Origin of the sequence: Phaeovulum sp. W22_SRMD_FR3, from assembly GCF_052113705.1 — a bacterium.
GTDB lineage: Bacteria > Pseudomonadota > Alphaproteobacteria > Rhodobacterales > Rhodobacteraceae > JBGQOG01.
This window is the reverse complement of sequence record NZ_JBGQOG010000004.1, coordinates 228,801-255,264: the sequence shown is the minus strand read 5'-3', so window position 1 is coordinate 255,264 and position 26,464 is coordinate 228,801. Positions and strand designations below refer to the sequence as shown.

General features: G+C 64.2%; 24 protein-coding genes. 5 read left to right on the top strand and 19 right to left on the bottom strand.

The window, feature by feature from the left end; genetic code table 11:
- Positions 1-35 precede the first annotated feature (35 nt).
- Complete coding sequence (hemF, locus tag ACEN2S_RS07465; RefSeq protein ID WP_441864410.1) at positions 36-932, bottom strand: oxygen-dependent coproporphyrinogen oxidase; 897 nt, start codon at positions 930-932, stop codon at positions 36-38.
- Positions 933-1,047: 115 nt separating this feature from the next.
- Here hemF and ACEN2S_RS07460 point away from each other — a divergent pair, with 115 nt between their 5' ends.
- The gene (locus ACEN2S_RS07460; protein WP_441864407.1) at positions 1,048-1,485 is read left to right on the top strand and encodes a hypothetical protein; all 438 of its coding nucleotides are present in this window, start codon (positions 1,048-1,050) and stop codon (positions 1,483-1,485) included.
- A gap of 103 nt (positions 1,486-1,588) precedes the next feature.
- Here the strand turns inward: ACEN2S_RS07460 and ACEN2S_RS07455 are convergent, their stop codons facing one another.
- From ACEN2S_RS07455 to clpS, 3 genes are all read right to left on the bottom strand, one after another.
- Positions 1,589-2,398, bottom strand: coding sequence for an SDR family NAD(P)-dependent oxidoreductase (locus ACEN2S_RS07455; protein ID WP_441864404.1), 810 nt, complete (start codon positions 2,396-2,398; stop codon positions 1,589-1,591).
- A 52-nt stretch (positions 2,399-2,450) separates the two neighbouring features.
- Positions 2,451-3,524 carry a methyltransferase gene (locus tag ACEN2S_RS07450; protein WP_441864401.1) on the bottom strand — a complete coding sequence of 358 codons (1,074 nt, stop codon included), beginning with the start codon at positions 3,522-3,524 and terminating at the stop codon, positions 2,451-2,453.
- 78 nt (positions 3,525-3,602) lie between these two features.
- Positions 3,603-3,926 carry an ATP-dependent Clp protease adapter ClpS gene (gene clpS / locus ACEN2S_RS07445; RefSeq protein ID WP_441864759.1) on the bottom strand — a complete coding sequence of 108 codons (324 nt, stop codon included), beginning with the start codon at positions 3,924-3,926 and terminating at the stop codon, positions 3,603-3,605.
- Between the two features lie 183 nt (positions 3,927-4,109).
- Between clpS and ACEN2S_RS07440 the strand changes: the two genes are divergently transcribed.
- Complete coding sequence (locus ACEN2S_RS07440; protein WP_441864398.1) at positions 4,110-4,808, top strand: HAD family hydrolase; 699 nt, start codon at positions 4,110-4,112, stop codon at positions 4,806-4,808.
- A 181-nt stretch (positions 4,809-4,989) separates the two neighbouring features.
- Positions 4,990-6,816, top strand: a complete 1,827-nt coding sequence (locus tag ACEN2S_RS07435) for a D-alanyl-D-alanine carboxypeptidase family protein (protein ID WP_441864395.1) — start codon at positions 4,990-4,992, stop codon at positions 6,814-6,816.
- A 106-nt stretch (positions 6,817-6,922) separates the two neighbouring features.
- Here the strand turns inward: ACEN2S_RS07435 and ccoS are convergent, their stop codons facing one another.
- From ccoS to ccoN, 8 genes are all read right to left on the bottom strand, one after another.
- Positions 6,923-7,081 carry a cbb3-type cytochrome oxidase assembly protein CcoS gene (ccoS, locus tag ACEN2S_RS07430; RefSeq protein ID WP_441864392.1) on the bottom strand — a complete coding sequence of 53 codons (159 nt, stop codon included), beginning with the start codon at positions 7,079-7,081 and terminating at the stop codon, positions 6,923-6,925.
- Between the two features lie 48 nt (positions 7,082-7,129).
- Positions 7,130-9,256, bottom strand: a complete 2,127-nt coding sequence (locus tag ACEN2S_RS07425) for a heavy metal translocating P-type ATPase (protein WP_441864756.1) — start codon at positions 9,254-9,256, stop codon at positions 7,130-7,132.
- A 237-nt stretch (positions 9,257-9,493) separates the two neighbouring features.
- Positions 9,494-9,949, bottom strand: coding sequence for a FixH family protein (locus ACEN2S_RS07420; RefSeq protein WP_441864389.1), 456 nt, complete (start codon positions 9,947-9,949; stop codon positions 9,494-9,496).
- A gap of 1 nt (position 9,950) precedes the next feature.
- On the bottom strand, positions 9,951-11,393 hold the full coding sequence (gene ccoG / locus ACEN2S_RS07415) for a cytochrome c oxidase accessory protein CcoG (RefSeq protein WP_441864386.1): 1,443 nt from the start codon (positions 11,391-11,393) through the stop codon (positions 9,951-9,953).
- Positions 11,394-11,840: 447 nt separating this feature from the next.
- Positions 11,841-12,710 carry a cytochrome-c oxidase, cbb3-type subunit III gene (gene ccoP, locus ACEN2S_RS07410; protein WP_441864384.1) on the bottom strand — a complete coding sequence of 290 codons (870 nt, stop codon included), beginning with the start codon at positions 12,708-12,710 and terminating at the stop codon, positions 11,841-11,843.
- Positions 12,707-12,943, bottom strand: coding sequence for a cbb3-type cytochrome oxidase subunit 3 (locus tag ACEN2S_RS07405; protein WP_441864382.1), 237 nt, complete (start codon positions 12,941-12,943; stop codon positions 12,707-12,709). Before ACEN2S_RS07405 ends, ccoP begins: the two co-directional genes overlap by 4 nt.
- A gap of 9 nt (positions 12,944-12,952) precedes the next feature.
- Entirely contained in the window at positions 12,953-13,678 is a 726-nt protein-coding gene (gene ccoO / locus ACEN2S_RS07400; protein ID WP_441864379.1) for a cytochrome-c oxidase, cbb3-type subunit II, read from the bottom strand.
- 13 nt (positions 13,679-13,691) lie between these two features.
- On the bottom strand, positions 13,692-15,299 hold the full coding sequence (ccoN, locus tag ACEN2S_RS07395; protein WP_441864376.1) for a cytochrome-c oxidase, cbb3-type subunit I: 1,608 nt from the start codon (positions 15,297-15,299) through the stop codon (positions 13,692-13,694).
- Between the two features lie 263 nt (positions 15,300-15,562).
- Here ccoN and ACEN2S_RS07390 point away from each other — a divergent pair, with 263 nt between their 5' ends.
- A complete protein-coding gene (locus ACEN2S_RS07390; protein WP_441864373.1) occupies positions 15,563-16,402 on the top strand; it encodes a universal stress protein in 840 nt (279 codons plus the stop codon).
- Between the two features lie 63 nt (positions 16,403-16,465).
- On the opposite strand, the gene fnrL is transcribed toward ACEN2S_RS07390, so the two are convergent.
- On the bottom strand, positions 16,466-17,212 hold the full coding sequence (gene fnrL, locus ACEN2S_RS07385; RefSeq protein ID WP_441864371.1) for a transcriptional regulator FnrL: 747 nt from the start codon (positions 17,210-17,212) through the stop codon (positions 16,466-16,468).
- Between the two features lie 58 nt (positions 17,213-17,270).
- Between fnrL and hemN the strand changes: the two genes are divergently transcribed.
- On the top strand, positions 17,271-18,626 hold the full coding sequence (gene hemN / locus ACEN2S_RS07380) for an oxygen-independent coproporphyrinogen III oxidase (RefSeq protein WP_441864368.1): 1,356 nt from the start codon (positions 17,271-17,273) through the stop codon (positions 18,624-18,626).
- A gap of 120 nt (positions 18,627-18,746) precedes the next feature.
- Here hemN and ACEN2S_RS07375 read toward each other — a convergent pair whose 3' ends face one another.
- The 6 genes from ACEN2S_RS07375 to ACEN2S_RS07350 all read right to left on the bottom strand — a co-directional run bounded on the left by ACEN2S_RS07375 (position 18,747) and on the right by ACEN2S_RS07350 (position 26,400).
- Entirely contained in the window at positions 18,747-19,964 is a 1,218-nt protein-coding gene (locus ACEN2S_RS07375; protein ID WP_441864365.1) for a glycosyltransferase, read from the bottom strand.
- 4 nt (positions 19,965-19,968) lie between these two features.
- Positions 19,969-21,555, bottom strand: coding sequence for an ABC transporter ATP-binding protein (locus tag ACEN2S_RS07370; RefSeq protein WP_441864363.1), 1,587 nt, complete (start codon positions 21,553-21,555; stop codon positions 19,969-19,971).
- Positions 21,552-22,655: an ABC transporter permease gene (locus ACEN2S_RS07365; protein WP_441864360.1), complete on the bottom strand. Its 1,104-nt coding sequence runs from the start codon at positions 22,653-22,655 to the stop codon at positions 21,552-21,554. Before ACEN2S_RS07365 ends, ACEN2S_RS07370 begins: the two co-directional genes overlap by 4 nt.
- A complete protein-coding gene (locus tag ACEN2S_RS07360) occupies positions 22,655-23,746 on the bottom strand; it encodes a microcin C ABC transporter permease YejB (RefSeq protein WP_441864357.1) in 1,092 nt (363 codons plus the stop codon). Before ACEN2S_RS07360 ends, ACEN2S_RS07365 begins: the two co-directional genes overlap by 1 nt.
- 37 nt (positions 23,747-23,783) lie before the next feature.
- On the bottom strand, positions 23,784-25,724 hold the full coding sequence (locus ACEN2S_RS07355; RefSeq protein ID WP_441864354.1) for an extracellular solute-binding protein: 1,941 nt from the start codon (positions 25,722-25,724) through the stop codon (positions 23,784-23,786).
- Between the two features lie 151 nt (positions 25,725-25,875).
- Entirely contained in the window at positions 25,876-26,400 is a 525-nt protein-coding gene (locus ACEN2S_RS07350) for a c-type cytochrome (protein WP_441864351.1), read from the bottom strand.
- Between the last annotated feature and the right edge of the window lie 64 nt (positions 26,401-26,464).

Genomic DNA, 26,464 nt, shown 5'->3' with positions numbered 1-26,464 from the left:
CGGCAGAAGGGACGGCCGCTGCCGGCCCCCGGGGCTCAGATCCACTTGGCCATCGGCGGCAGGCTCATCAGCACCGCATTGGCATCATGGCCCGATTCGAGGCCGAATTTGGTGCCCCGGTCATAGACGAGATTGTATTCGGCATAGAGACCGCGATGCACCAGTTGCGCCTCCTTGTCCGCCTCGGACCAAGGCGCGGTGCGGCGTTTTTCCACCAACGGCAAATAGGCGGGCAGAAAGGCCGCCCCCACCGATTGCGTGAAGGCGAAATCCGCCGCCCAATTGCCGGTGTTCAGATCATCATAGAAAATGCCGCCGACGCCGCGCGCCCGGCCCCGGTGCGGCACATAGAAATACTCATCCGCCCAGGCTTTGAAGCGCGCATAATAGCCCGCGTCATGCGCGTCGCACGCCGCCTGCATCCCGGCATGGAAATGCGCGGTATCCTCGGCATATTCGAGGCAGGGGTTGAGGTCGGCCCCGCCGCCAAACCACCAGGCATGCGGCGTCCAGAACATCCGCGTGTTCATGTGAACGGCGGGCACCTGCGGGTTTTGCATATGCGCCACCAGCGAGATGCCGCTGGCCCAGAACCGCGGATCGCGGTCCATCCCCGGCACGCCGCGCGCCGCCATCGCCTTTTGCGCCCGCTCGCCCAAGACGCCATGCACGGTCGAGATGTTCACGCCCACCTTTTCAAACACCCGGCCGCCGCGCATCACGCTCATCAGCCCGCCGCCCGCATCCGACCCGTCGGGCGCGCTGCGGCTGGTCGGGGTCAGCTCGAACCGCCCGGCGGGCAGGCTGGCGGTCGGCCCCTCGGTCTGGCTGTCCTCCAGCGCCTCGAACGCCGCGCAGATCCGGTCGCGCAGAGTGCGGAACCATTGGGCGCTGTCGGTCTTTTCGGCGGTAAAATCCGGGGCGGAATCCATGCGTCGGGCCTTTGTCTCGAAATGATATGTCCCTCTCTAGCAGGCAGCCGCCGCCGGGGGAATTGCGTTTCCCCCCTGCCCGCGCCATGGTGGAGGGAGATCGCCGGAGGATCCCATGTCACCGCTCACCCGCACCCGTACCCTTATCGCCGCCCCGCTGGCGCTGGCCCTGCTGCTCACGGCCTGCGGCACGCCACAGGAGCAATGCATCAACCGCTCCACCCGCGAATTGCGCAGCGTGCAAAAGCTGCTGGGCGAGGTGGAGGGCAACCTGGCACGCGGCTATGCCTGGGAGGAATATGAGGAAACCGTCACGCGTTGGACGACCTGTGGCGGCGGCAGCGTGGTGGACAAGGACGGCAAGGTCGTCGAGCTGCCCTCGCATCCCTGCCTTGACGATTACACCGTCACAAAGCGCCGTCAGGTCGCGATAGATCCCGCCGCCGAAACCCGCAAACGCGACGGGCTGCGCGTCAAGGTGGCGGAACTGAGCCGCGCGGCGGAAGCGCAGGTCAACGCCTGCCGCATCGCCTATCCCGAAGAGCCGAAGTAACGAAAAGGGCGCGCCGCGGTGACCGCCGCGCGCCCGAAGCCGGACCCAAGCCGGGCGCAACTCAGACCCAAGCCGGGCCCGGCCGGGCCCAAGCCGGATAATATCAGAAATACGGAACCTGCACCGGGTCGAGCAGGCTGCGCCCGCCATCCACCGTCAGGATCTGCCCGGTCATGAAGCTCGCTCCCGGCGAGGCCAGAAACTGCACCGCCTCGACCAGCTCATTCGCCGCGCCGATCCGGCCCAGCGGCGTGCCCGCAACAATGGTCGCGCGCAGGTCGGCGTTTTCGCGCAGGGCATTTTGCAGGCTGGCGCTCATCACACTGCCAAAGGCCAGACCGTTGACCCGGATCCCATGCGGCGCCAGCGCCACCGCGAGGCTGCGCGTGGCCTGATCCTGCGCCGCACTCGCCACCGAATAGGCCAGCAGATCGGGCTGCACGAGACGCCCGGCCAGCGTGTTGATGTTGATAATCGCGCCGATGCCGCCGCCGGTGCGTTCTTCCTTTTCCGCCAGCGCCATCATCCGCCGCGCGGTCATCTGCGACAGGCGCAGCCCCGCGAACAGATTCTGCCGCAGCATCTGATCGAGCACATCCTCTTCGGTGCAGACCGGATCGCAGGGCGCCACGACGCGGGCGGCATTGACCAGAATGTCGATGCGGTCAAAGGCGTCGATGGTGGCCGAAAGCAGGTTGTTCACCGTCAGCTTTTGGCACAGATCCCCGGCGAAATAGCGCGCGGGGCCTTCGGCGGCGGCGGCATCGCCCACTTCGGCGCTCAGCTTCGCCTCATCGATGTCGGCGAACATCACATTGGCGCCCCGGTCGAGGAAATGCCGGGCGATGGCCAGCCCGATCCCATGGGCGGCGCCGGTTACGATGGCCGTCTTGCCGGAAATTGAGAGTGACATGGTGCCCCTTTGTCAGGTCTGCCGTCGATTCTGCGGTGCAGAATAGCCGATGTTAGCGCCCGACGCGAGGCGCACGCCGCCGCTGCGGTTTGGCGGCTGCCACCGGCGCCACCTTGCCCGCCCCGACGATGGGCTTGGCCGCCCGGAACAGCTTGAAACCCGGATCGCGGCCCAGCTCTTCAACCTCATGGAAATGCTGGCGCAACACCGGCTCATAGGGCAGATGCCGGTTCGCCACCATGTACAGCGTGCCCGAGAGCGAGAGCATCGCCCCCGCCGCGCGGATGAAGGCGGCCCCAAGCTGCGGCTCGGCCACGCGCGCGACATGGAAGGGCGGGTTCATCACCACCGCGCCATAGCGCGCCTCGGGCAGCCAGCCGGTCGCATCGGCCCAGTGAAAGGCCGCGCGCGGATCGGTGATGTTGCGGCGCGCGCAATCGAGCGCCGTGTGGTCCGCCTCAACCAGATCCAGATGATCGACCCCCGCCCGTGTCAGGATCTGCGCCGAGAGCCAGCCCCAGCCCGCGCCCAGATCCGCCACACGGCCCGGCAGTTTTGCGGGCAAAGCCGCCGCCAGCAGCGCCGAGCCGCGGTCAACGCCTTCGGCCGAGAAAACCCCCGGCAGTGTCATGAAGCCGGGCGCGGGTTCAAAGGACTTGGCCTGCCAATCGGCGAGGCTGTCGCCGGAGGGCGGGGTGATCCGGAAGATCTTGCCATGCGCCTTGGAAAACGGCTCGCCCACCGGCCCAATCGCCTCGGCCCGGGCGCGCAGATCCTTGAGAATGGAATCGACGCCATCGGTCTTGGCGCCATCAATCCAGATCGGCGCACCGGGGTGGCAGCGCGCAGCGGCCGTGGCCACCAAAGCGCGACCCTCGGCCTTGGCGCGCGGCAAGAACACCAGTGCGGCGGCAAAATCAGCCTCATCCCCCAGCGCGGGCACCACCGTATAGCCCTGCGCGGTCAGGCGGGCGTGATCGGGGGCAAAGCCCTGCACCAGCACCAACCGATCGCGCGGCAAATCGCTCAGATCGGTCTCGGCGCGCGGGCCCAACACCAGAATGCGTCCGGCCTCGGGCAAGGCGCCCGGCGCGGTGAGGGCCAGGGAAATGCGGGGATCGCTCATGTCAGATGCCTTGTGGTGTGAGGGACGGGCCGAAGTGCGAAAGGCCTGCGTCAGGGAAAGGGGCGCGAAACGCTGCCCCTATTCCTTTTCCATGGTGCATTGCAACGGGTGCTGATGCCGGCGGGCAAAATCCATCACCTGCGCCACCTTGGTTTCGGCCACCTCAAACGAGAAAACCCCCACCACCGCCAGACCGCGCTTGTGCACGGTCAGCATGATCTCGAAGGCCTGCGCATGGCTGAGGCCAAAGAACCGCTCCAGAATATGCACGACGAATTCCATCGGCGTGTAATCATCATTCAGCAGCATCACCTTATACATCGGCGGACGCTGGGTTTTGGGCTTGGTCTTGGTGGCCAGACCCATATCGCCTTCAGGATCGTCCTGACGGTCGGCCATCATGACGGGAAAATAGGTCAAGGCTCTCTCCTGAACGGGCTGTCACGTATTGCGCGATTTTCATCGGGGGTGCCGCGCAATATAGTCTCATTTTGTGGTGAGAAAAGGGCCAAGCTGCGCCAAGGCGCTTTCGCCCCCTTGCCCGGCCCGGCCGCAGCCGCCATGAAAGGCCGAAAGGGGGGCAGGATGCCGATCACCACACTGGGCTTTGATGCCGATGACACGCTCTGGCACAACGAGCGTTTTTTCCAGCTGACACAGGCGCATTTCGCCGATCTGCTGCGCGAGTACACCGATGCCGACCCGCTGGCCGAGCGGCTGCTGGAAGCCGAGCGGCGCAACATCGGCCATTACGGATTCGGCATCAAAGGTTTCATGCTCTCGATGATCGAAACCGCGATTGAGGTCACCGAGGCCCGCGTGCCCGCCAGCGTCATCGCGGAAATCATCGCCGCCGGACAGGAAATGCTGCGCCACCCGATCGAGCTGTTGCCGCATGTGCGCGAGACGGTCGCGCAGCTGAGTGATTCCTACCGGCTGGTGATGATCACCAAAGGCGATCTGCTGGATCAGGAGCGCAAGCTGGCGCAATCGGGTCTGGGCGAGTTGTTTGACGCGGTCGAGATCGTTTCCGAGAAAACCCCGCCGGTCTATGCGCGGATCTTCGCGCAGCATGGCACCGGGGCCGCCGAGGGGCTGATGGTGGGAAATTCGATGAAATCTGACGTGCTTCCGATGATTGAAGCGGGGGGTTTTGGCGTTTTCGTGCCACATGGCACCCCTTGGGCGATTGAACACGCCGAAGCACCCGGCGGGCATCCGCGCTATGCCGACCTATCCGATATTGCGCAGCTTCCCCGGCTTTTGGATAGGTTGACGCATTGATTTAGTGGGCGCCCTGTCAATCTGACACTAAATCTAGCGCACACCCGCAGAGATTGTGTGAACAAACGGGGCAAACCCCTTGAAATATCGTTGTTTTCACGGTGGTGTGTTCATGCTAGACTTTGGTCAGAGCAGTAAAGCCCCAGAAAAATAGGGGCCACGAAAATGAGGGGCAGATACCGTGACCAGGCTGTCGAGCTGGGTCCGTCAAGGGCTGTTAGCATTGTGTCTCGTGGTGATGCCGGCGATGGTGCTGGCGGCACCGTTTGCGGCCTATGTGATGGATGCGCGCACCGGAGAGGTGCTTTATGAAACCAATTCCGGCGCGCGGCTGCATCCGGCCTCGCTGACCAAGATGATGACGCTGTACATCGCCTTTCAGGCGATCGAGCGCGGTGAAATCACCCTCGACACCAAGGTCAAGATCACCTCGAACGCCGCCAATCAGGCCCCCTCGCGCATTGGGTTGAAACCGGGGCAAAGCATCGCCCTGCGCTATCTGATTCGCGCCGCCGCCATCAAATCTGCCAATGATGCCGCGACTGCCATCGGCGAAGCGATTTCCGGCTCCGAGCCGAAGTTCGCCGCCCGGATGACCCAGACCGCCAAATCGCTGGGGATGAACGACACCACCTTCAAGAACGCCAACGGGCTGACCGCTTCGGGCCACCTGAGCACCGCCCATGACATGACGGTTTTGGGGCGGCGGCTGTTCTATGATTTCCCGCAATATTACAACATCTTCTCGCGCAAGTCGGCGGACGCGGGCATTGCCACCGTCTACAGCCACAACCGCATTCTCTCCTCGTACAAGGGTGCCGACGGCATCAAGACCGGCTTCACCAATGCCGCGGGCTTCAACCTGACCGCCTCGGCGGAACGCGACGGCGTGCGCATCGTTGCGACCGTGCTCGGCGGCACCTCGACCCCGGCGCGCGACAACAAGATGAAAGAGCTCCTGGATCTGGGCTTTGCACGTGCGCCGAAGAACGTGAAAGAAAAGCCCCCGGCTTCCGCCGCATTGATGGCCTCAGGCGCGCTGGATGCCCCGGCGGGTCCCGAAACCACGCAAGACGACGAAGCGGGCGGCGCGGGCAAGATCATCCGCATGGTCGCCGCCGTCGACCGCAGCCCGCGGCCCCCGGCCCGTCCGGGCACCATCAGCCATGATGCCGATGCCGTGGCCGCCGCCGTGGCCGCCGCGCAGGCATCGGTCGTGGACAGCATCGCTCTGGCGATGGCAGAGGCCCCGGCAACCACCGCGCCTGCCGCCGTGGCGGTTGCGGTTGCCGAAGAGGCTCCGGTGCTCGAGGCCGCCCTCGCCGAGGCTGAAGAGGCTGTGGACAGCCCGCTGGCCGTTGAGGCCGAGGATTTTGCCCTTGCCGCCAGCCCGCGTCCGGTTCTCGCCCCCCGCCGTCTGGCCGCCGTGCCCGAAGCGGCGCCGGTGCAGATGGCCACCGCCGAACCTGCCCCCGTCGCCCCCACCGCAGCCGCGCCCGCCGACAGTGCGCTGCCCGCCGTGCAGGGCTTTGCCCAGACGAGCGCGGTGCAGCCTGAGACGCTGAAACTGGCCGCCATCGCCCATGCCGAGATGCAAGGGCAAGCGGTGACGGGTGACACCGGCGCGAAATTCGTCCAATCGACCGCCGCACAGCCCGAGACCGCGGCCTTGGCCGCCCCGAAGACCCCCGGCACCATGATTCTCACCGGGCTGGCCCCGGCCGCCGCGCCGCAACGCGAACAGGAAGTGGTGGCGCGGATTTCGACCTCGGGCGGGCGCAACTGGAGCATCAACCTCGGGAAATACCCGTCGCAGTTCCAGGCGGAACGCGTGCTGCTGCAGACCGCCCTTGTCGAAAGCGACACGCTCGGCGATGCGCTGCGCAAAGTGGCGCACCGTCCCACCGGGTTTGAGGCGAATTTCGTCGGCCTGACCGAGGATATGGCCACCCTGGCCTGCCGCCGCCTGGTTGCCCGCACCGGCAAATGCGAGGTGGTGGGCCCCTGAGCCCCCCTCCCTTGGCCCCCTCCCCGGGCCCCCTCCCCCGCCCTGCAAATGACAAAAGCCGCATCCGATGGGATGCGGCTTTTTCCATGGTGGCAGCGGGGTGCGCTCAGGGGCGCGGATGATCGTCCCATTCATCCGACAGAATCCGCTCGCTGTCGCCCTTGGGGTCTTCGTATTGGCGGCTGCGCAATGCCCAGAAGAACGCCCCGAGGCCAACACCCCCGAGAAGCAGCGAGATTGGTATGGAATAGACGAGTGCGTCCATCGGTTTCTCATTTCAGGCTTGGCCCCGAGGGGCGAAAGGTCAGGGGTATTATTTCAGCCGCAAGGCGTTCAGCGACACGGTGATCGACGAGAGAGACATGGCCAATGCCGCCGCCAGCGGCGTGGCAAAACCGGCAATCGCAAAGGGCACCGCCACGATATTATAGGCGATCGAAATTCCGAAGTTCTGTTTGATCCGGCGGCGGGCGACCACCGCCATCCGCACCGCCATCGCCACCGGGGCCATATCCTGCCCGAGCAACACGATATCGGACGCCGCCCGCGCCGCATCCAGCGCGGAGGCGGGCGAGATCGAGACATGCGCCCCCGCAAGGGCCGCCGTGTCGTTCAGCCCGTCGCCCACCATCAGCACCCGATGCCCGGCGGCGGTCAGCGCGGCGATGGCGGCGGCCTTGTCGCCCGGCAACACGCCCGCCCGCCAATTGGGGATGCCGAGTTCCGCAGCCAGGGGCGCCACCGCCCCCGGCGTGTCGCCTGAGAGCAGATGCACCGTCTTGCCCATCGCCTGCAATTCCCGCACCGCCTGCGCGGCACCCGGGCGCAGCTGATCGGTAAAGCGGATCGCTTGCGGCGCCGAAGCGCCGATCTGCAGCCAGCTCGCCGTGCCCGCCCCCTCTGGCGTCTCTGCGCCAAGCCAGCCCGCGCGGCCCAGCCGCACCGGCAACCCCTGCCAGATCCCCTCGACACCCGAGCCGGGCACTTCGCGCAACTCGGTCACCGGGGCGGGCAACACGCGCAGCCGCTGCGCCGCCAGCACCAGCGCCTGCGACAAGGGATGCGAAGACCCCGCCGCCAGCGCCACCGCCACCGCCAGGTCGCCCTGCGGCAGTTCGGCCAGATCCACCGGGTCCGGCAGGCCGAGCGTCAGCGTGCCCGTCTTGTCAAAGACCACGCAATCCACCTCGGCCAGCCGCTCAAGCGCGGTGCCATCCTTGATCAAAAGCCCGGCGCGAAACAGCTTGCCACTGGCCGCCGTGACGACGGCAGGCACCGCAAGGCCCAGCGCGCAGGGGCAGGTGATGATCAGCACCGCCGCCGCAATATTCACCGCCAGCCGCACATCGCCGCCGCTGACCCAGAGCCAACCCGCAAAACTCGCGAAGGACAACAGATGCACCCCGGGCGAATAGATCCGCGCCGCCCGTTCGGCGAGCGAGGTATAGCGGTTGCGGGCGGATTCCGCCGCCGCAACCAGATCGGCCATCCGGTGCAGCGAACTGTCGCGCCCCGCCGCCGTCACCCGCAGGGTCAGCGGCCCGGTCAGATTCACTTCCCCCGCCGAGAGCGCCACATCGACGCCCGCCCAGACCGGCAGGCTCTCGCCCGTCAACAGCGAGCGGTCAATCTCACTCGTGCCCGAGAGCACCACCCCGTCAGCGGGGATCCGGCCGCCCGGCCGCACGCGGATGACATCGCCCGCCCGCAGATCACCCACCGAAACCACCTCTTCACCGGCCCCGGTCAGCCGCGTCGCGCGGGGCACCTCCAGCGCCGCCAGCTCCTCGGCGGCGGAACGGGCCACCGCGCGGGTGCGGTAGTCGAGATAGCGCCCGACCAGCAGGAAGAAGGTCAGCATCACCGCCGCGTCGAAATAGACATGCGCGCCGGAATGCGCCGTCTCGAAAACCGAGATCGAGGAGGCCAGGATGATCGCCAGCGAGATCGGCACATCCATCCCCAGCCGCCGCGCCTTCAGCGAGGCCCAAGCCGAACTGAAGAAAGGCTGCCCGGCGAACACCACCGTCGGCAGGGCAATGGCCCCGGAAATCCAGTGGAACAGGTCGCGCGTGGCATCCCCTGCCCCCGACCAGACCGCGACCGAAAGCAGCATGATGTTCATCATGGCAAAGCCCGACACGCCGATCCGCATCAGGATATCGCGCCCCCGCCGGTCCGCCTCGGTCGAGGACAGGAGCCCGGTGTCCAGCTCATGCGCCTCATAGCCGATATCGGCGAGGCGGGCGACCAGCGCCGCCGCCTCCACCCCCGGATCGGCGGCCACGCTGACCCGTTTCAGCGTCAGATTGACCCGCGCCGAGCGCACGCCGGGATGCGCCTGCAAGGCGCGCTCGACATCGGTGATGCAGACCGCGCAATGCGCGGTGGGCAGCGAGAGCATCAGGCTGCTGTCGCGCGGTGCCGCGGCGCGCGCCATATCCTGCGCCGAAGGCGCGGCCGCACAGGCCGGACAGGCGGCAAACGACAGCCCCCCCTCCCCAAACTCCCCAGCCTCAAGACCCCCGTCGCCAAGGCCCCCGCCCCCAAGCGTTCCGTCCCCAAGCTTTCCGTCATCCGGGGCATGGTCCACCCCCTGACGGTCATCCGCCGGGAGCCGGTCGGAGACCGCAGCAAAATCGGCGATGCGGGTGGCGGCCACAGACGCGGACATGGTTCAGCCCCTCACATGAAAGTCCAGACGCTGCCGGAACAGCGTGCCATCCACCGCATGCGCCTCAAAATGCATCAGCCAGGCGCCCTTATCCAGATGCAGCGGCGCGGTGTAAGTGCCGTTGGCATAGGTGAAATCGGGGGTCACATCCTGGCTGACATTGGTGGTGCGGCCCACCAGCGCGCTCATGCTGGCGATCTGCGCCGGATAGCCCTCCGCATCGCGCACCGTCAGCGTCAGCACGCCGTCTTCATAGGCGGGGGTCGCCGTCCAGCCCAAGGCGATCTGCGCCTTGCGCTCGGCGTCGAAGGTTTGCGACGAAACATAGGAATTGGCCACCTCCAGCCCCGGAAAGGTCGAGACCGCCTTCCATGCCATCACCAGATTGACGGCGATGATGATGCCAAAGGCGGTCACCACAATGGCCAGAACCTTGGGGCCGGTCAGTTGCGAAGTCATCTTACTCTTCCTTCCCGTTAAAGATGGTATCGACGCTGACCCGGTCATGCCCGGTCAGATCCTCGACCCAGAGCCGGATTTCGCTGCGCTTTTCCGTCGCCGGATCGCTGCCCGGTTCGGCATCAATGTAAATCCGGTTGGGCTGCGTCGCATCCGCAGGCACAGTCACCACATTACCCAGAACATCCTCGATCGTCAGGTGCAGATGCTCCTCCACCCCCGGCGCTGCCGTCACCGAGATGCGGAACGGATGCTCAAAGGGCTGCATGTTGCGCAGGCGGATCTCATAGGTGTTGCGGATCGTGCCGTCGGATTGCATGACATAGAGCGGTTTGCGCACCGGGGTCACGTTGAACTCGATGGGAGAGCGCATGAACAGCGCCACCACAAGGCCGATGCCAATCCCGCCCCAGAGGGTGAAATAGAGCAGCGTGCGCGGCCGGAAAATGTGTTTCCACACCTGTTTGGGGTGCCCGCCCGCGCGCTCCAGCGATTCATCCTTCAGCGCGATATAATCGATCAGCCCGCGCGGCTTGCCGATCTTGTCCATCACATCGTCGCAGGCATCAATGCAAAGCGCGCAGGTGATGCACTCCATCTGCTGGCCGTTGCGGATGTCGATCCCCATCGGGCAGACATTGACGCAGGCCATGCAGTCGATGCAATCGCCCTGCCGCTCGGCACTGGCATCCTCAACCTTGCGGTGCTTGCCGCGCGGCTCTCCGCGCCAGTCGCGATAGGCGACGGTCAGCGTGTCTTCATCCATCATCGCCGCCTGAATCCGCGGCCAGGGGCAGGCGTAGATGCAGATCTGCTCGCGCGCGAAACCGCCAAAGAAAAAGGTGGTCAGCGTCAGGAAGGCCATGGTGCCATAGGCGATCATGCTGGCCTGGCCGGTGACCAGATCCCGTGCCAGCGTCGGTGCATCGGTGAAATAGAACACCCAAGCGCCGCCGGTGGCGAGGCCGATCAGAAGCCAGAGCGTCCATTTCGTGGCCCGCAGCCGGAATTTGCGAAAGTTCATCTTTTGGTGGAAGAGCCGCAGCCGGGCGTTGCGGTCGCCCTCCACCCAGCGCTCGACCAGAATGAAAAGGTCGGTCCAGACGGTCTGCGGACAGGCATAGCCGCACCAGACCCGGCCCAGCGCCGAGGTGAACAAAAACAGCCCCAGCCCCGCCATGATCAACAGGCCCGCCACGAAATAGAATTCATGCGGCCAGATCTCGATCATGAAAAAGAAGAATCGCCGGTTCGCCAGATCCACCAGCACCGCCTGATCCGGCATCGCCGGACCCCGGTCCCAGCGGATCAGCGGCAAGAGGTAATAGACCCCGAGCATCAGCGCCATCAGCACCCATTTGAGGTTGCGGAATTTGCCCGAGACGCGGCGTGGAAAGATCGGTTCACGGGCGGCATAGAGCGGGGTCGCTTCGGGGGTGCTCACGGTTCTTCTCCGTTGGCTGGGATGTGCTCAGCGTGGCTTAGTATGCGCCCCGCCCCTGCACTTTGACATGTGTCAAAAATGTAGAATTTAGGGGCGTCCTGCGGCCCCCGGCGCCTGCGGCAGGGCGTCGCAGGACGCGGGGACAAGGCATTGTGACGGTGATGAGGATGGGCACCGGCCCCCCAGGAAACGCGCGAACAGGTCGGGGAGCCGGGCCATGACGGGGACCGGGGCCCCTGTCAAAAGCGACGGTAGGTCAGACAGCGCGGCGCCACATTGACCTGAATCAACCGGCCCATCCGGTCTGCTGGCCCGTCCGATATGCAGGTCCACCGGACATGCACCGGTGCCGGATTGGCGCCCAATAGATCTGCGTCACGCAAGGAAGGCGCCGGAAAAGACAAAAGGGCCCCGAAAGGGGCCCTCCGTTTCGCATGCGGCGCGGGTTTACTCGCCACCGCCCCGGCTGTGGACATAGCTCGCCACGGCGCGAATCTCGGCCTCGGACAAACGGCCCGTCCAGGCCGGCATCACCCCGAAGCGGGCATTGGTCACCGTCTCGGTCAGCGTGGCCACATCGCCGCCATAGAGCCAGATCTTGTCGGTCAGGTTCGGCGCGCCCTGCTCGCGCATCCCCTTGCCGTCTTCACCATGGCAGGCGACGCAATTGTCGGCAAAGACCTGCGCGCCCGTTGCGGCCAGCCCGGCGTCAAACTCCTGACCCGAGATCTGCCGCACATGCTGTACCACCGCCGCGATCTGATCCTTGTCGAGCAGCTCATCCTTGCCAAAGGCGGGCATCTGCGAATAGCGCGCATCGGCATCGGTGGTGTTGCGGATGCCATGGGTGATCGTGGTGTGGATATCCTCGATCGTGCCGCCCCAGAGCCAGTCATTGTCCAACAGGCTGGGATAGCCCTTGTTCCCCTCGGCGCCCGAGCCGTGGCACTGCGCGCACCAGGTGCCAAAGACCGCGGCACCTGCGTTTTGCGCAAAGGTCTCCAGCTCCGGATCCGCCGCAATCGCGGTCAGATCGGTGGCCACCAGCTTGGCCTCGATCGGCCCGTTCGCATCGGCAAAGCGCTGAATCTCGGCCGCCACATCGGCGCGGGTCGAGGCGCCGAGGATCCCCGGCGTGGCGCCGGTCAACAGCGGCCAGGCCGGATAGAGGACCGTATAGCCCAGCGCCCAGATGATGCAGATGTAGAAGGTATAGAGCCACCAGCGCGGAAGCGGGTTGTTGAACTCCTGAATGCCATCCCAGCTGTGGCCGGTGGTATCAGGATCAGCTTTCGTCGTGATCGGTTTCCTGCTCATTTCATCGCCTCCTTGGCCGGGGCTTCCCGGTTGCTGCCCTGCGCCACCGCATCGCCCCGGGGGGCGGGGGCAGGCGCGGGCCTGTCATCATGCCGGAACGGAATTGCTGCGCTGTCGTCATGGGCGCTGCGGCTGCCCGGGCGCCAGGCCCAGGCCACGGCGGCCACGAAGAACAGCGTCAGCGCCAACAGCACCCAGCTGTCGGCAATCTCACGCAACAGATGATAATCCATCCGCCCCTCCTATCGGCTGGGGGCCGGTTCGAAGGTCGAGAAATCGACCATCGTGCCCAGCACCTGAAGATAGGAAATCAGCGCGTCCATCTCGGAGATCCCCGGACGGCCATCGAAATTGCCGATATTCGCGTCGTGATAGCGCGACAAGAGCCCGTCGGTATCGGCATCCGGATCGGCCTGCGCGGCGAAATCGGCCTTGGCCACCTCGATCATCTCCGAGGTATAGGGCACGCCCACCATCGCATCGGCCTTCAGCCGATCCTCGATGTATTTGGGCGAGATCAGCCGGTCGGCCAGGAAGCCGTATTTCGGCATCACCGATTCCGGCACCACCGATTGCGGATCGGTCAGGTGGTCCACATGCCAGGCGTTGGAATAGCGCCCGCCCACCCGGGCCAGATCCGGCCCGGTGCGCTTGGAGCCCCATTGGAACGGATGGTCATACATCGATTCCGCCGCGAGGCTGTAATGGCCATAGCGCTGCACTTCATCGCGCATCGGCCGGATCATCTGACTGTGGCAGACATAGCAGCCCTCGCGGACGTAGATGTCGCGTCCGGTCAGTTCCAGCGGGCTGTAGGGGCGCACGCCTTCGACCTTTTCGATGGTGTTCTCAAGGTAGAAGAGCGGTGCGATCTCAACAATCCCGCCGATGGTCACCACCAGCAAAGAGCCGGCGAGCAACAGGGTTGCGTTCTTTTCCAGAACGCCGTGTTTATCAAGAAGTCCCATGTTTCCGGCCCCCTTATTCTGCCGGCACAGCGGCGACACCAGCACCCGCCTCGCGGGGCTGTTTGGCGACCGTCGCCCAGAGGTTGTAGAGCATGATGATCCCGCCGGTGAGGTACATGACCCCGCCCAGACCGCGCACCACATACATCGGATGTTTCGCGGCAACGGTATCGGCAAAGGTGTTGACGAGGAAACCGTTGGCATCCACTTCGCGCCACATCAGCCCTTCCATGATCCCGGTCACCCACATCGAGGCCGCGTAGAGCACGATGCCGATGGTGGCGAGCCAGAAGTGCCAGGAGACCAGTTTCAGCGAATAGAGCGCCGGACGGTTCCAGAGTTTCGGCACGAGGAAATAGAGCATCCCGAAGGTGATCATCCCGTTCCAGCCGAGCGCGCCGGAATGCACGTGGCCAATCGTCCAGTCAGTGTAGTGGCTGAGCGAGTTCACCGCCTTGATCGACATCATCGGACCTTCAAAGGTCGACATGCCGTAGAAGCCGATGGAGACCACCATCATCCGGATGATCGGATCGGTGCGCAGCTTGTCCCAGGCGCCCGAGAGCGTCATCAGACCGTTGATCATCCCGCCCCAGGAGGGCATCCACAGCATGATCGAGAAAACCATCCCCAGGGTCGAGGCCCAGTCGGGCAGCGCGGTATAGTGCAAATGGTGCGGACCGGCCCAGATGTAGAGGAAGATCAGTGCCCAGAAGTGCACGATCGACAGTTTGTAGCTGTAGACCGGGCGTTCGGCCTGTTTCGGCACGAAGTAATACATCATCCCGAGGAAACCGGCGGTGAGGAAGAAGCCCACGGCGTTATGGCCGTACCACCATTGCGTCATCGCATCCTGCACGCCCGAGAAGAGCTGCACGGATTTCGAGCCAAAGATCGACACCGGCACCGAGAGGTTGTTGACCAGATGCAGCATGGCAATGGTGACGATGAACGAGAGATAGAACCAGTTTGCCACATAGATATGCGGCTCGCGGCGCTTCAAAATCGTGCCGAGGAAGACCAGCAGATACACCACCCAGACGATGGTCAGCCAATGGTCGACATACCATTCCGGCTCGGCATATTCCTTGGATTGCGTGGCGCCGAGGATATAGCCCGTGGCCGCCAGCACGATGAACAGGTTATAGCCCCAGAACACGAACCAGCCGGCATTGCCGCCCCAGAGCCGCGTCGCCGAGGTGCGCTGCACAACATAGAACGACGAGGCGATCAGCGCGTTGCCGCCAAAGGCAAAGATCACCGCCGAAGTGTGCAGCGGCCGCAGCTTGCCGAAGTTCAGATAGCCATGTGCGAAATTCGACATATTGAGTTCGGGGAAGGCCAGCTCAAAGGCGATGAACACACCGACCAGAAAGCCCACGACCCCCCAAAGCGAGGTGGCGATCACGCCTGCGCGGATCACCCCGTCATTATATTCATTGGCCGGGGCAGGCATTCTGCCCTCGTCCATGTGCCGCAGCACCCAGATGAAGGTGATCGCCGCGGCCAGCATGACCGTCAGCGCATTCACCATATAGGCCAGATCATGCGCGTAATTGGCGGCGATCGCCGCCAGCAGCGCAATTCCCCCCAGCACGACCAGCTTCAAATAATCCCACATGAATAGCGTCCCTTCGTCCCGTCTGGTCCCCGACTCGCAAGCTGGTGGAGACTTCCCGACGTCCCTGCTTTTCTCTCGCAGGGCGTGCCCCTGCCTTGATCTGCATCAATTTCCGGTCATCCGCCTTCTGCGGGCGTGACATATCGGCACAGTACACGCCTAAGGCGAGTTCACAAAGAATTCACCACTTGATCGGGATCAAGGGACGCGCGGGGAAAACGTGGGAAGCTGCTGACAGGAAATTCGCAACCGGAGGACCCTCCATGGCCTATAAAACCATTCTGACCGTTGTCAGCGATGCCGCAGCCGCCCATGACCAGCTGAACGTCGCGATTGCCACCGCCCGCACCGAAAACGCGCATCTCGATGTGCTGTGCCTCGGCGTCGACCGCACGCAGGCGGGCTATTACTACGCCGGTGCCAGCGCCTATCTGCTGCAAGAAACCCTCAATCAGGCCGAAACCGAGGCGCGCGCCACCGAGGCCGCGCTGCGCCAGCGGCTGGCAGGCGAGGAAATTCGCTGGTCTTTGGACACTGCCGTTGTGCAGTTGGGGGCGATCGGCTCGCTCGTCGGGCTGCGTGCCCGCTTTGCCGATCTGGTGGTGCTGGCCCAGCCCTATGGCACCGGCCACGCCTCCGAGGCCGAGGCGGTGGTGGAATCCGCCCTCTTTGACGGGCGCGTCCCGGTCTTGCTGGTGCCCAAGGGCGCCGATGCCGCGCCCAAAGCCCGGCGCGTCACCATTGCCTGGAACCAAAGCGCCGAAGCCATGGCCGCCATCCGCAGCGCCATGCCCTTGCTGATGGCCGCAGATCTGGTGGACATCACCGTCATTGACCCGCCCGCCCACGGGCCAGAGCGCTCGGACCCGGGCGGCCAGCTCAGCCAGATGCTCGCGCGTCACGGGATCAGCTGTGAAATCTCGGTCCTGGCCAAAACCTTGCCGAAAGTCAGTGACGTGCTGATCCGGCACATGCGCGACACCAATGCCGACCTTCTGGTGATGGGGGCCTATGGCCATTCGCGCTTCCGCGAAGCGATTCTGGGCGGCGCCACCCGCTCCATGCTGGAGGCAGCCCCGCTGCCGGTACTGATGGCCCACTAACGAAAATGGCCAAGAAAGCGGGGCCCGCGGGCCCCGTTTCACCGCACTGCGCGGTCGCCGATGTCAGGAGACGAAACCACCGTCACTGTCATCGCCCGCTTCCTGCAGCAGGCGGTCAATGTCGGGAATCGTCACGTGACGTTTGCCGTCCAGTTCGATCACCCCATCGCGCTTCAGCGCCGAGACCTGACGGCTGACGGTTTCCAGCGTCAGCCCCAGATAATCGGCCATCGCCTCGCGCGTCAGCGGCAGATCAAAGCTCATCCGCCCGCGCACCGCGCTGACCTTCAGACTGGCATCGCGCCGCGCGATGATCGCGAGCAGGCTCGCGATCTTTTCGCGCGCGGTCTTGCGGCCGAGCAGCAGCATCCATTCGCGCGCCGCATCCAGCTCGTCCAGCGTCATTTCCAGCAAGCGTTGCGCGATATGCGGGGTGGCCCCCATCATCGCCTCAAACGGTTTCTTGCGAAAACAGCACATGGTCAGATCGGTGGTGGCAATCACGTTATAGGCCGCATTGTCGCGCCCCGGCCGCCCGACAAAATCCGAGGGCAGCAACAGCCCCACCATCTGCGTGCGCCCATCCTCCAGCGTCTGTGTCAGCGTCGCGATGCCCGACACCACCGAGGCGACAAAATCCATCTTGTCGCCCGACCAGACCACCGTCTGACCCGCCTCATAGCTGCGGTAATATTTGATCTGCTCCAGCGTCTCCAACTCATCGCTTTCGCAGCGCGCGCAAACCGCACGGTGCCGGATCGGACAGTCGCCGCATTCATGCGACAGTTCAGGCACGTCATGGGCTGTCATGGGACTACTTTGATTTGGGTCAAGGTTCGCGCGCGATCTCAGGCTTAAACCTACGCCTATGAAACAGGAATCGCAACTCACCCGCCTCGGGCTTTTCGACGCACGCGTGCCGCGCTACACCAGCTATCCCACCGCACCGCATTTCGGTGGCGGGGTTGACGCGGAGATGTTCGGCGACTGGATCACCGCGATCCCGGCGGGCGAGAAGATCTCCCTCTATCTGCATGTGCCGTTCTGCCGGCGCCTGTGCTGGTTTTGCGCCTGCCGCACGCAGGGCACGCAAAGCGATGATCCGGTCCGCGCCTATGCCGAGGTGCTGCTGGCCGAGTTGAAACTGCTCAAAGCGCGGCTCGCACCGGGAATCACCCTGTCGCGGCTGCATTGGGGGGGCGGCACCCCCACCCTTCTGCCCCCCGAGTTGATGACGCGCCTGGCCGAGGCCATCTTTGACGCAGCGCCGATGGCCCCGAATGGTGAGTTCTCGGTGGAAATCGACCCGAATGAGATTGACGCCGCGCGGCTGGATGCGCTGGTGACGGCGGGGATGAACCGCGCCTCGGTCGGGGTGCAGGATTTCGACCCGGAGATCCAAAGGACCATCGGTCGCGAACAAAGCTATGACATCACCCGCACGGCGATCGAGATGATCAGGGCGCGCAGCGTGGCCAGCGTGAACGCCGACATCCTCTATGGCCTGCCCGGGCAAACAAATGCGCGGATCTCGGATTCCGTGCAAAAGCTCTTGTCGCTCAACCCCGACCGGGTGGCCCTCTATGGCTATGCGCATGTGCCCTGGATGGCTCGGCGGCAGAACATGATCCCCTCGGATCAATTGCCCACGCCGCAGGAACGGCTGCGGCTGTTCGAGACAGCCCGGCAGCTTTTCGTCTGGGACGGCTATGAGGAAATCGGCATCGACCATTTCGCCCGCCCCGGCGATGGTCTGGCGATTGCACAGAAAACCGGTCGCCTGCGCCGCAACTTTCAGGGCTATACCGACGACCCCTCTCCGGTGCTGGTCGGCATCGGCGCCTCGTCCATCTCGCGGTTTCCGCAGGGCTATGCGCAAAACGCCCCCGCCACCTCGGCCCATACCGCCGCCATCCGCGACGGGCAGTTCTCCACCAGCCGCGGCCATGTCTTCTCGGACGAGGACAGATTGCGCGCCCGGCTGATTGAGGCGCTGATGTGCGACTTTCGCATCAGCAGCGCCGAGATCCTGCGCGATTACGCCATCGCCCCCAGCGAGCTTGCCCGCCTTTATACCGAAGCCGCGAGCAGTTTTGAGGGCCTCGTCAAAGTGACGCCCGAGGGTCTGTTCATCCCGGAAGAGGCCCGCCCCCTCACCCGGATGATCGCGCGGCATTTCGATGCCTATGATCTGGCCAAGGCCGGACACAGCTCGGCCATCTGAGCCACTGGTCGCTGCGGAACGCTCCGCGGGGGATATTTAAGACGAAGCAAGCCTCAGGTTTTGCTTCGTTCCAAATATCCCCGCCGGAGGCGCAGGCCGGCCAGAAGCGATCCCCTGCGGCTACCGCACAGCCCCTTCGACAAAATCAATCAGCTGCGGCAGGCAGATCCGCTCGAGATCATAGCCCTCGAGGATCTTTTGCCGCGCCGCCGCGCGCATCGGCATCTGCGCCTCCGGATGGGCGAGTGCGTCGATCAGCGTGGCGCTCCAGCGCGGCATGTCGAAGAAATCCACCAGTCTGCCATGGACACCATCGGTGATCATCTCACGCACCGGCGCCGTGTCCGAGGCGACAATCATCGCCCCGGCGCTCATTGCCTCCATCAGCGACCAGGACAGCACGAAAGGATAGGTCAGATAGGCATGCACCCGGCTGACCTTCAGCAGATTGACAAAGGTCGGATAGGGCACGCGCCCCAGAAAATGCACGCGCGAGATGTCGATCCGGTCGCGCACCTCATCAAGATAGATCTGCTTCCAGCTGCCCGAAGCGGGCGCCGCGCCATAGCTCTGCCCCTCATCGCCGACGATGACCACCTGCGCATTCGGCCGCGCCGCCATCACTGCCGGCAGCGCCCGCATGAAACTGTGGTAGCCCCGATAGGGCTCAAGGCTGCGGTTGACGAAGGTCAGCACCTCATCGCCGGGTTTCAGCACCAGATCCGTGCCCGGGATCGGCAGCCGCGCAGCGGGATCAGGGCAGAGCACATCGGACTTCACCCCATCAAAGATCACCCGGATCTTCGCGCGCAGCTCCGGCGGAAAGGTCGAGGCCTGAAACTGCGTGGGCGAGAGCGCGGCATCCGCCTGCACCATCGACTGCACCAGATGCGCCGCGCGCGCCGTGGTGCTGATCCGGGGCAAAAGCCCGTCGCGCCGGAATTCGGGATCAAAATCGGTGTCGAGGCCGGTCGTCTGATACATCAGCTCGGCATAGATCAGCAGTTTCGCTTCCGGCCAGACCTCTTTCAGAAACAGGGTCTCGCCCCAGCCGGAATGGCCAAAGATCACATCGGGGACATAGCCCTGATCGCGCCGCATCGCCTGGGCGCCCAGCGCCGCACGGCGGCCCCGCTCGGCATTATCCGCATACATCTTAGTCAGCGGCGACGAGAGGGTGATCGGATCGGGCTGGCGGTATTTCACCACCCGCACCGGGCTGGGACGGTTGTTGGATTCCGTGGTCAGCGCCATGACATCATGGCCGCGCGCCGCCAATGCGGGCGCCAGATGCGGGAACTGCCCGGGAAAATTTTGGTGAACAAACAAGATCTTCATACGCTTAATGCCCCAGAGCCGCCGCCAGCAATGCCCGTGTATAGGCCGATTTCGGGGCGGCAAACAATTCGGCAGCGGGACCGGCCTCGACCACATCGCCGTCTTTCATCACCATCACCTTATGCGCCAGCGCCTTGACCACCCGCAGATCGTGGCTGATGAACAGATAGGCCAGCCCGTATTTCGCCTGCAAATCGCGCAACAGCTCAACGATCTGCACCTGCACCGTCATGTCGAGCGCCGAAGTGGGCTCGTCCAGCACCACCACTTTCGGGCGCAGGATCATCGCCCGGGCAATCGCAATCCGCTGCCGCTGGCCGCCGGAAAACTCATGCGGATAGCGGCTCATGCTGGCGGGATCGAGGCCGACCTCCTGCATGATCTCGGCCACCATATCACGGCGGTTGCGGCCCGGCTCGACCCCGTGCACGCCGAGCCCCTCCGCGATGATCTGCTCGATCGTCATCCGCGGCGAGAGGCTGCCGAACGGGTCCTGAAACACGATCTGCATGTCGCGCCGGACGCCGCGCAGATCCCGCGCCGGAATTTTCGAGATGTCGCGCCCCATGAAAACCACCGGCCCGTCCGAGCCGATCAGCCGCATCAGCGCGAGCGCCAAAGTGGTCTTGCCCGAGCCGCTTTCGCCGACGATCCCGAGGGTCTCGCCCGCCCGGACCGAGAGGGTGGCGGCATTCACCGCTTTCACATATCCAACCGTTTTGCGCAAAAGACCCCGCTGAATCGGGAACCAAATTTTCAATTCCTGCGCAGAGAGGATTTCCGGCGCGTTGTCATCCACCGGCCCGGCCAGCCCCTTCGGCTCGGCCGCCAGGAGCTTGCGGGTATAGGGATGCTGCGGGTTGGCAAAGATCTCCTCGACCGGCCCGGTCTCGACAATCTCGCCGCCCTGCATCACGCAGACCCGGTCCGCGATGCGGCGCACCACGCCCAGATCGTGGCTGATGAAGAGAAGGCTCATCCCCTCGCTGCGCTTCAGTTCGGCCAGCAGTTCCAGGATCTGCGCCTGAATCGTCACATCGAGCGCGGTGGTCGGCTCATCGGCAATCAAGAGTTCCGGCCCATTGGCCAGCGCCATGGCGATCATCACCCGCTGCCGCTGCCCGCCCGAGAGCTGATGCGGATAGTCCTGTAAGCGCCGCTCGGCGTGGTCGATCCCCACCTTTTCAAGGAGTTCAATGATCCGCGCCCGCGCCGCCGCCCCTTGCAGGCCCTGATGCAGCGCCAGACTCTCGCCGATCTGCTTTTCCAGCGTGTGCAGCGGGTTGAGTGAGGTCATCGGCTCCTGAAAGATAAAGCTGATGTCATTGCCGCGCACCTTGCGCAGCAGCGCCGGGCTCGCCCCCACCATCTCTTGCCCGAGATAGGTGATCGAGCCCGAGAGCCGCGCGCTCTCGCCCAACAGCGCCACGGTCGAGAGGGCGGTGACGGATTTCCCCGAACCGCTCTCGCCCACCAGCGCCACCGTCTCGCCCTTGTGCACCGCGAAACTGACGCCCTTCACCGCGAGGCTTTCGCCCCCCTCCTGCCGAAAGCCGATCCGCAGATCTTTCACCTCGAGAACAGCGGTCATTTGAAGGTCTTTCGCGGGTCGAAGGCATCGCGCACGCCCTCAAAGATGAAGACGAGGAGCGAGAGCATGATGGCAAAGGTGAAGAAGGCGGCAAAGCCGAGCCAGGGCGCCTGCAGGTTCTGTTTCGCCTGCAAGGCCAGCTCGCCCAGCGAGGGGGCGGAGGAGGGTAGGCCATAGCCGAGGTAATCCAGCGTGGCGAGGCCGCCGATGGTGCCGGTGACCACAAAGGGCAGCATGGTCAGCGTGGCGACCATCGCATTAGGCAGGATGTGGCGGAACATGATCACCCGGTCACTGACCCCCAAAGCACGGGCGGCGCGAACATATTCAAAGTTGCGCGCCCGCAGGAATTCGGCCCGCACCACGCCGGTGAGGGCGGGCCAGCCAAAGAGGATGGAGACAAAGACCAAGAGCCAGAAGCTGCGGCCCAGAATCGCAAACAGGATGATGATGACATAGAGCGAGGGGGTTGAGCCCCAGATTTCCAGCGCGCGCTGAAAGATCAGATCGGTCTTGCCGCCGAAATAGCCCTGCACCGCCCCCGCCGCGATGCCGATCACCGAAGAGACCGTGGTGACGATGAGGGTGAACAAAAGCGAGGTGCGCACGCCGTAGATCACCCGCGCCGCCACATCGCGGGCGGTGTCATCGGTGCCCAGCCAATGGTCGGCATCCGGCGCCGAGGGTGCAGTGCCGACATTGTTGATCGTGCGGTAATGGTAACGGATCGGCGGCCAGATCATCCAGCCCGCCTCGATTTTCTCGCCCGAAACCATGCCGGTTTCCGCCTCGGCGCTCACCGCCTCCGGGTCATCCCAGCATTCCTCGCGACCGCCGGTCTTGATCAGGCATTGCACCGATGGGTCGCGGTAGATGGCCTCGGTACGAAAATCGCCGCCAAACTCCGTCTCCGGGTAAAAGCGGTAGACCGGCACATACAGATGGCCGCGGTAGCTGAGCAGGATCGGTTTGTCATTCGCCAGCACCTCGGCAAAAAGCGAGAGCACAAAGACCACCAGAAAGCAGATCAGCGACCAGAAGGCCCGACGGTTGGCGCGGAAATTCCGCCAGCGGCGCTGGTTGAGCGGGGAGAGACGCATCAGCCGGCCCTCCGCTCAAAATCAATTCGGGGGTCCACCAGCACATACATCAGATCCGACAGGATGCCGATCACCAGCCCCAGCACGCCGAACACGTAAAGCGTGCCGAAAATCACCGGATAATCGCGCGCCACCGCCGCTTCAAAGCCCAGACGGCCAAGGCCATCGAGCGAGAAGATCGTCTCGATGATGATCGAGGCGCCGAAAAACACCCCCAGAAACAGGCTGGGGAACCCGGCGATCACGATCAGCATGGCGTTGCGGAACACATGGCCATAAAGCACCGCGCGTTCGGTCAGCCCCTTGGCGCGGGCGGTGATCACATATTGCTTGTTGATCTCATCGAGAAAGCTGTTCTTGGTCAGCAGGGTCAGCGTGGCGAAACTGGCGATGGTCGAGGCCACCACCGGCAGCGTGATGTGCCAGAGATAATCGACCACCTTGCCCCAGAGGCTGAGGTCGCTCCAATTGTCCGAGGTGAGGCCGCGCAACGGGAAGATCTTCCAATAGGAACCGCCCGCGAAAAGCACCATCAACAGCACCGCGAACAGGAACCCGGGGATCGCATAGGCGATGATGATCGCGCCCGAGGTCCAGGTGTCAAACGGCGTGCCATCCTTGACCGCCTTGCGGATGCCGAGCGGGATCGAAATCACATAGGCCAGCAGGGTCGACCAGAGGCCGAGGGTGATCGAGACCGGCAGCTTTTCCTTGACCAGATCGACGACCGAGATCGAGCGGAAATAGCTGCGGCCAAAGTCAAAGCGCAGGTAATTGCCCATCATGTCCAGAAAACGGGTCAAGGGCGGCTTGTCGAAGCCGAATTCCTTTTCCAGTTGCGCAATGAACTCCGGCGGCAGACCGCGCGCGCCGAGATAGGCCTCATTGCCCGTACCGATGTCAGACTGGCTGCCCGCATCCCCGGCCGCGCCGGAGATGCCCCGGAACACATCGCCATCGCCCTGCATCTGGGCAATGACCTGTTCGATCGGCCCCCCCGGCACGAATTGCGTCAGCGTGAAATTGATCACCATGATCCCGATCAGCGTCGGAATGATCAGAAGCAATCGCCGCAGGATATAGGCGCCCATCCGTCTCTGCCCTTTTGCCGGACCGCTCTGGCGCCCCTCACAGGGCGCCGGCGGCCTTCAGTTTTTCTGCTTTTTCGGCGTCATACCACCAGAAGTCCATCTCGCCCAGCGCATAGGGCGGCAAGGTCTCGGGATGGCCGAAAACGTCGTAATAGGCGACGAGATATTTGTTGGAATACCATTGCGGGATCCAGAAGCGCAGGGCCCGCAACTCGCGGTCGAGCGCATGGGTCGCCACGATCATCTCGGGCCGGGTCTTGGCGCGGATCGCGGTCTCGATCAGGCTGTCCACCGCCGGATCCTTGAGACCCATCGAGTTGAACGCATCGCCGTAGCCCTCGGAGCCAAAGGTCTGCCGCAGGCCGCCGCCCGCTTCATAACCGGTGGTCAGCTGATCGGTGATGATGTCAAAGTCGAATTTGCGCGACCGGTCAGTGTATTGCGAGCTGTCGACCCGGCTGAGCGTCGCGTCAATGCCGATGGCGCGCAGGTTTTCGATGAACGGATTCACCACGCGGTCAAAGCTCGGGTCATCCTCCAGGAATTCGACCTTCAGCGTCTCGCCCTTGGCGTTGCGGCGGATGCCGTCATCGCCCACGGCCCAACCGGCCTCATCCAGGAGTTTCCCCGCCGCCCGCGCGTTCCTGCGGTCGAGCTGCGTCGCCCCCGAAGTGGCCCCGTTGACCGGCTCCTGATCCAGCACGCCGGGGGCGAGTTGGTCCTTCAGCGGCTCCAGCAACGCCAGCTCCTCCGGACTGGGCAGCCCGGTCGCCGCCAGCTCGGTGTTTTCCCAGAAAGAGTTGATCCGGGCATAGAGACCGTAGAACAGCGTTTCATTCGACCAGTCAAAGTTGAACATCATCGAGACGGCCTGCCGCACCCGGATGTCCTGAAACTTGTCGCGCCGCAGGTTGAAGACAAAGCCCTGTCCCGAGGCGATGGTGCCTCTGGGCAGTTCCGCCTTCACCACCCAGCCCTGTTTCAGCGAGTCGAAATCATAGGCGGTGGCCCAGTTCTTGGCCGAATTCTCGCTGCGGAAGGTGAATTCGCCGACCTTGAACCCCTCAAAGGCCGCGGTGGGGTCGCCGAAATACTCGATCCGGATCGTGTCGAAATTGTTGCGGCCCACATTGATCGGCAGATCCTTGCCCCAGTAATCGGGGTTGCGCTTGTAGACCACGCGGCGGTTGATGTCGAAATGATCGAGCAGATAGGGCCCCGAACCGATGCCCGGCTCCAGCCGCGTCTCATCCAGCTTGGCACCGGTCTTTTCATACCAGGCCTTCGACATCACCGGCAGGCCACCGACGATCTGCACCCGCTCATTGGCGGCGCTGTCCGGCTTGAACGTGTATTTGATCTTGTTGCCCGGCAGCACCTCGGCGCTGGCCACATAGCCCGCCACCGCCTTGCGGAAGGACAAAAGCCCCTGATCGCGCAGGAGTTCATAGGAAAACAGCGCGTCCTCGGCGGTGACCGGCGTGCCGTCAGAGAATTTCGCCTCAGGGCGCATGGTGAAGATCGCCCAGGTCTTGTCCGTGTCATATTCGACCGTCGCGCAGAGCAGGCAATAGAGCGCCCCGATCTCATCCGCGGTGCTGGTCATCATATCTTCATAGGCGATGCTGGAGAGCGCGGCGGCGCGCCCCTTGATCGAATAGGGGTTGAAGCTGTCAAAGGTGCCATAGGTCGCCTCGGCAATCTCACCGCCCTTCGGCGCATCGGGGTTCACATAGTCCAGATGTTTGAAATCGGCGGGGTATTTCAGATCGCCATAGGTGGAGATGCCATGCGCCACGATGGTCTCTTCGGCCCGCGCCGCCTGCAATCCGGCAAAGAGTGCGACAAGCGCGAGGCCCGAGACCCAGAGCAGCGGCTGCCCGAATGGACTGCGGTCGGGATGCGTTGCGGCCTGCGCCACCGCGCGCGCCCTGCGGTTCATCCCGCGGCCATTGTCCGCTGCCCGTGTTGCCGTCATCGCGCTCTCCCTCATGCATTCCGTCCGCCCTAGCTAAGTGCCTGTGGCCACGGGCTTCAAGTTGCGATTGCGTGAGAACATGAAAAAGGGCCGCTTCCCGGGGGAAGCAGCCCTCAAATCTGTGGTTTGCTCTGACCGACGCGTCAGATGCTCAGTTCAGCGTCGCCAGATAGGCGATCAGATTGGCGCGGTCCTGCACTTTCGGCAGACCGGCAAAGGACATTTTGGTGCCCGGTGCATAGGCTTTCGGGCTGGTCAGGAAGGCGTCCAGATGTTCCGGGGTCCAAGTATCGCCGAGGCCCTTGAGCGCGTCGGAATAGGCGAAATCGGCGACCGATGCTTCAGCGCGGCCAACCACACCGTCCAGATGCGGGCCGGTGGCATTGTTGCCATCCACTTTGTGGCAAGCCTTGCACTTGGCAAAGACTTTCTCGCCGGCAGCCGGATCGGCGGCGGCAAAGACTTCATCAAAGGACGGGCCTTCTTCAGCCGGGGCCGCATCAGCAGCATCCGCACCGGTATCAATGGAATAGGCCTGCGCCACTTCCTCACCCTCGCCATGCGCGGCAGGGGCAATGTTATAGAGGCCGTCAGCCGCCCAATTGCCCAGCAGGAAGATCAGGAGCGCGCCGATCACGGCACCGCCCGCCTTGGTGAGAGTCATCGTGTCGAACATATCCGGCCCCTAAGTCTGGCTTTTCGCTGGGCGGTATCTATCCGCTTCCCTGATCTCTTTTCAA

Coding starts and splice junctions, on each gene's coding strand:
- hemF (WP_441864410.1), bottom strand. CDS start 932: ATGGATTCCGCCCCGGATTTTACCGCCGAAAAGACCGACAGCGCCCAA.
- ACEN2S_RS07460 (WP_441864407.1), top strand. CDS start 1,048: ATGTCACCGCTCACCCGCACCCGTACCCTTATCGCCGCCCCGCTGGCG.
- ACEN2S_RS07455 (WP_441864404.1), bottom strand. CDS start 2,398: ATGTCACTCTCAATTTCCGGCAAGACGGCCATCGTAACCGGCGCCGCC.
- ACEN2S_RS07450 (WP_441864401.1), bottom strand. CDS start 3,524: ATGAGCGATCCCCGCATTTCCCTGGCCCTCACCGCGCCGGGCGCCTTG.
- clpS (WP_441864759.1), bottom strand. CDS start 3,926: ATGATGGCCGACCGTCAGGACGATCCTGAAGGCGATATGGGTCTGGCC.
- ACEN2S_RS07440 (WP_441864398.1), top strand. CDS start 4,110: ATGCCGATCACCACACTGGGCTTTGATGCCGATGACACGCTCTGGCAC.
- ccoS (WP_441864392.1), bottom strand. CDS start 7,081: ATGGACGCACTCGTCTATTCCATACCAATCTCGCTGCTTCTCGGGGGT.
- ACEN2S_RS07425 (WP_441864756.1), bottom strand. CDS start 9,256: ATGGCGCGCGCCGCGGCACCGCGCGACAGCAGCCTGATGCTCTCGCTG.
- ACEN2S_RS07420 (WP_441864389.1), bottom strand. CDS start 9,949: ATGACTTCGCAACTGACCGGCCCCAAGGTTCTGGCCATTGTGGTGACC.
- ccoP (WP_441864384.1), bottom strand. CDS start 12,710: ATGAGCAGGAAACCGATCACGACGAAAGCTGATCCTGATACCACCGGC.
- ACEN2S_RS07405 (WP_441864382.1), bottom strand. CDS start 12,943: ATGGATTATCATCTGTTGCGTGAGATTGCCGACAGCTGGGTGCTGTTG.
- ccoO (WP_441864379.1), bottom strand. CDS start 13,678: ATGGGACTTCTTGATAAACACGGCGTTCTGGAAAAGAACGCAACCCTG.
- ccoN (WP_441864376.1), bottom strand. CDS start 15,299: ATGTGGGATTATTTGAAGCTGGTCGTGCTGGGGGGAATTGCGCTGCTG.
- ACEN2S_RS07390 (WP_441864373.1), top strand. CDS start 15,563: ATGGCCTATAAAACCATTCTGACCGTTGTCAGCGATGCCGCAGCCGCC.
- fnrL (WP_441864371.1), bottom strand. CDS start 17,212: ATGACAGCCCATGACGTGCCTGAACTGTCGCATGAATGCGGCGACTGT.
- hemN (WP_441864368.1), top strand. CDS start 17,271: ATGAAACAGGAATCGCAACTCACCCGCCTCGGGCTTTTCGACGCACGC.
- ACEN2S_RS07375 (WP_441864365.1), bottom strand. CDS start 19,964: ATGAAGATCTTGTTTGTTCACCAAAATTTTCCCGGGCAGTTCCCGCAT.
- ACEN2S_RS07370 (WP_441864363.1), bottom strand. CDS start 21,555: ATGACCGCTGTTCTCGAGGTGAAAGATCTGCGGATCGGCTTTCGGCAG.
- ACEN2S_RS07365 (WP_441864360.1), bottom strand. CDS start 22,655: ATGCGTCTCTCCCCGCTCAACCAGCGCCGCTGGCGGAATTTCCGCGCC.
- ACEN2S_RS07360 (WP_441864357.1), bottom strand. CDS start 23,746: ATGGGCGCCTATATCCTGCGGCGATTGCTTCTGATCATTCCGACGCTG.
- ACEN2S_RS07355 (WP_441864354.1), bottom strand. CDS start 25,724: ATGACGGCAACACGGGCAGCGGACAATGGCCGCGGGATGAACCGCAGG.
- ACEN2S_RS07350 (WP_441864351.1), bottom strand. CDS start 26,400: ATGTTCGACACGATGACTCTCACCAAGGCGGGCGGTGCCGTGATCGGC.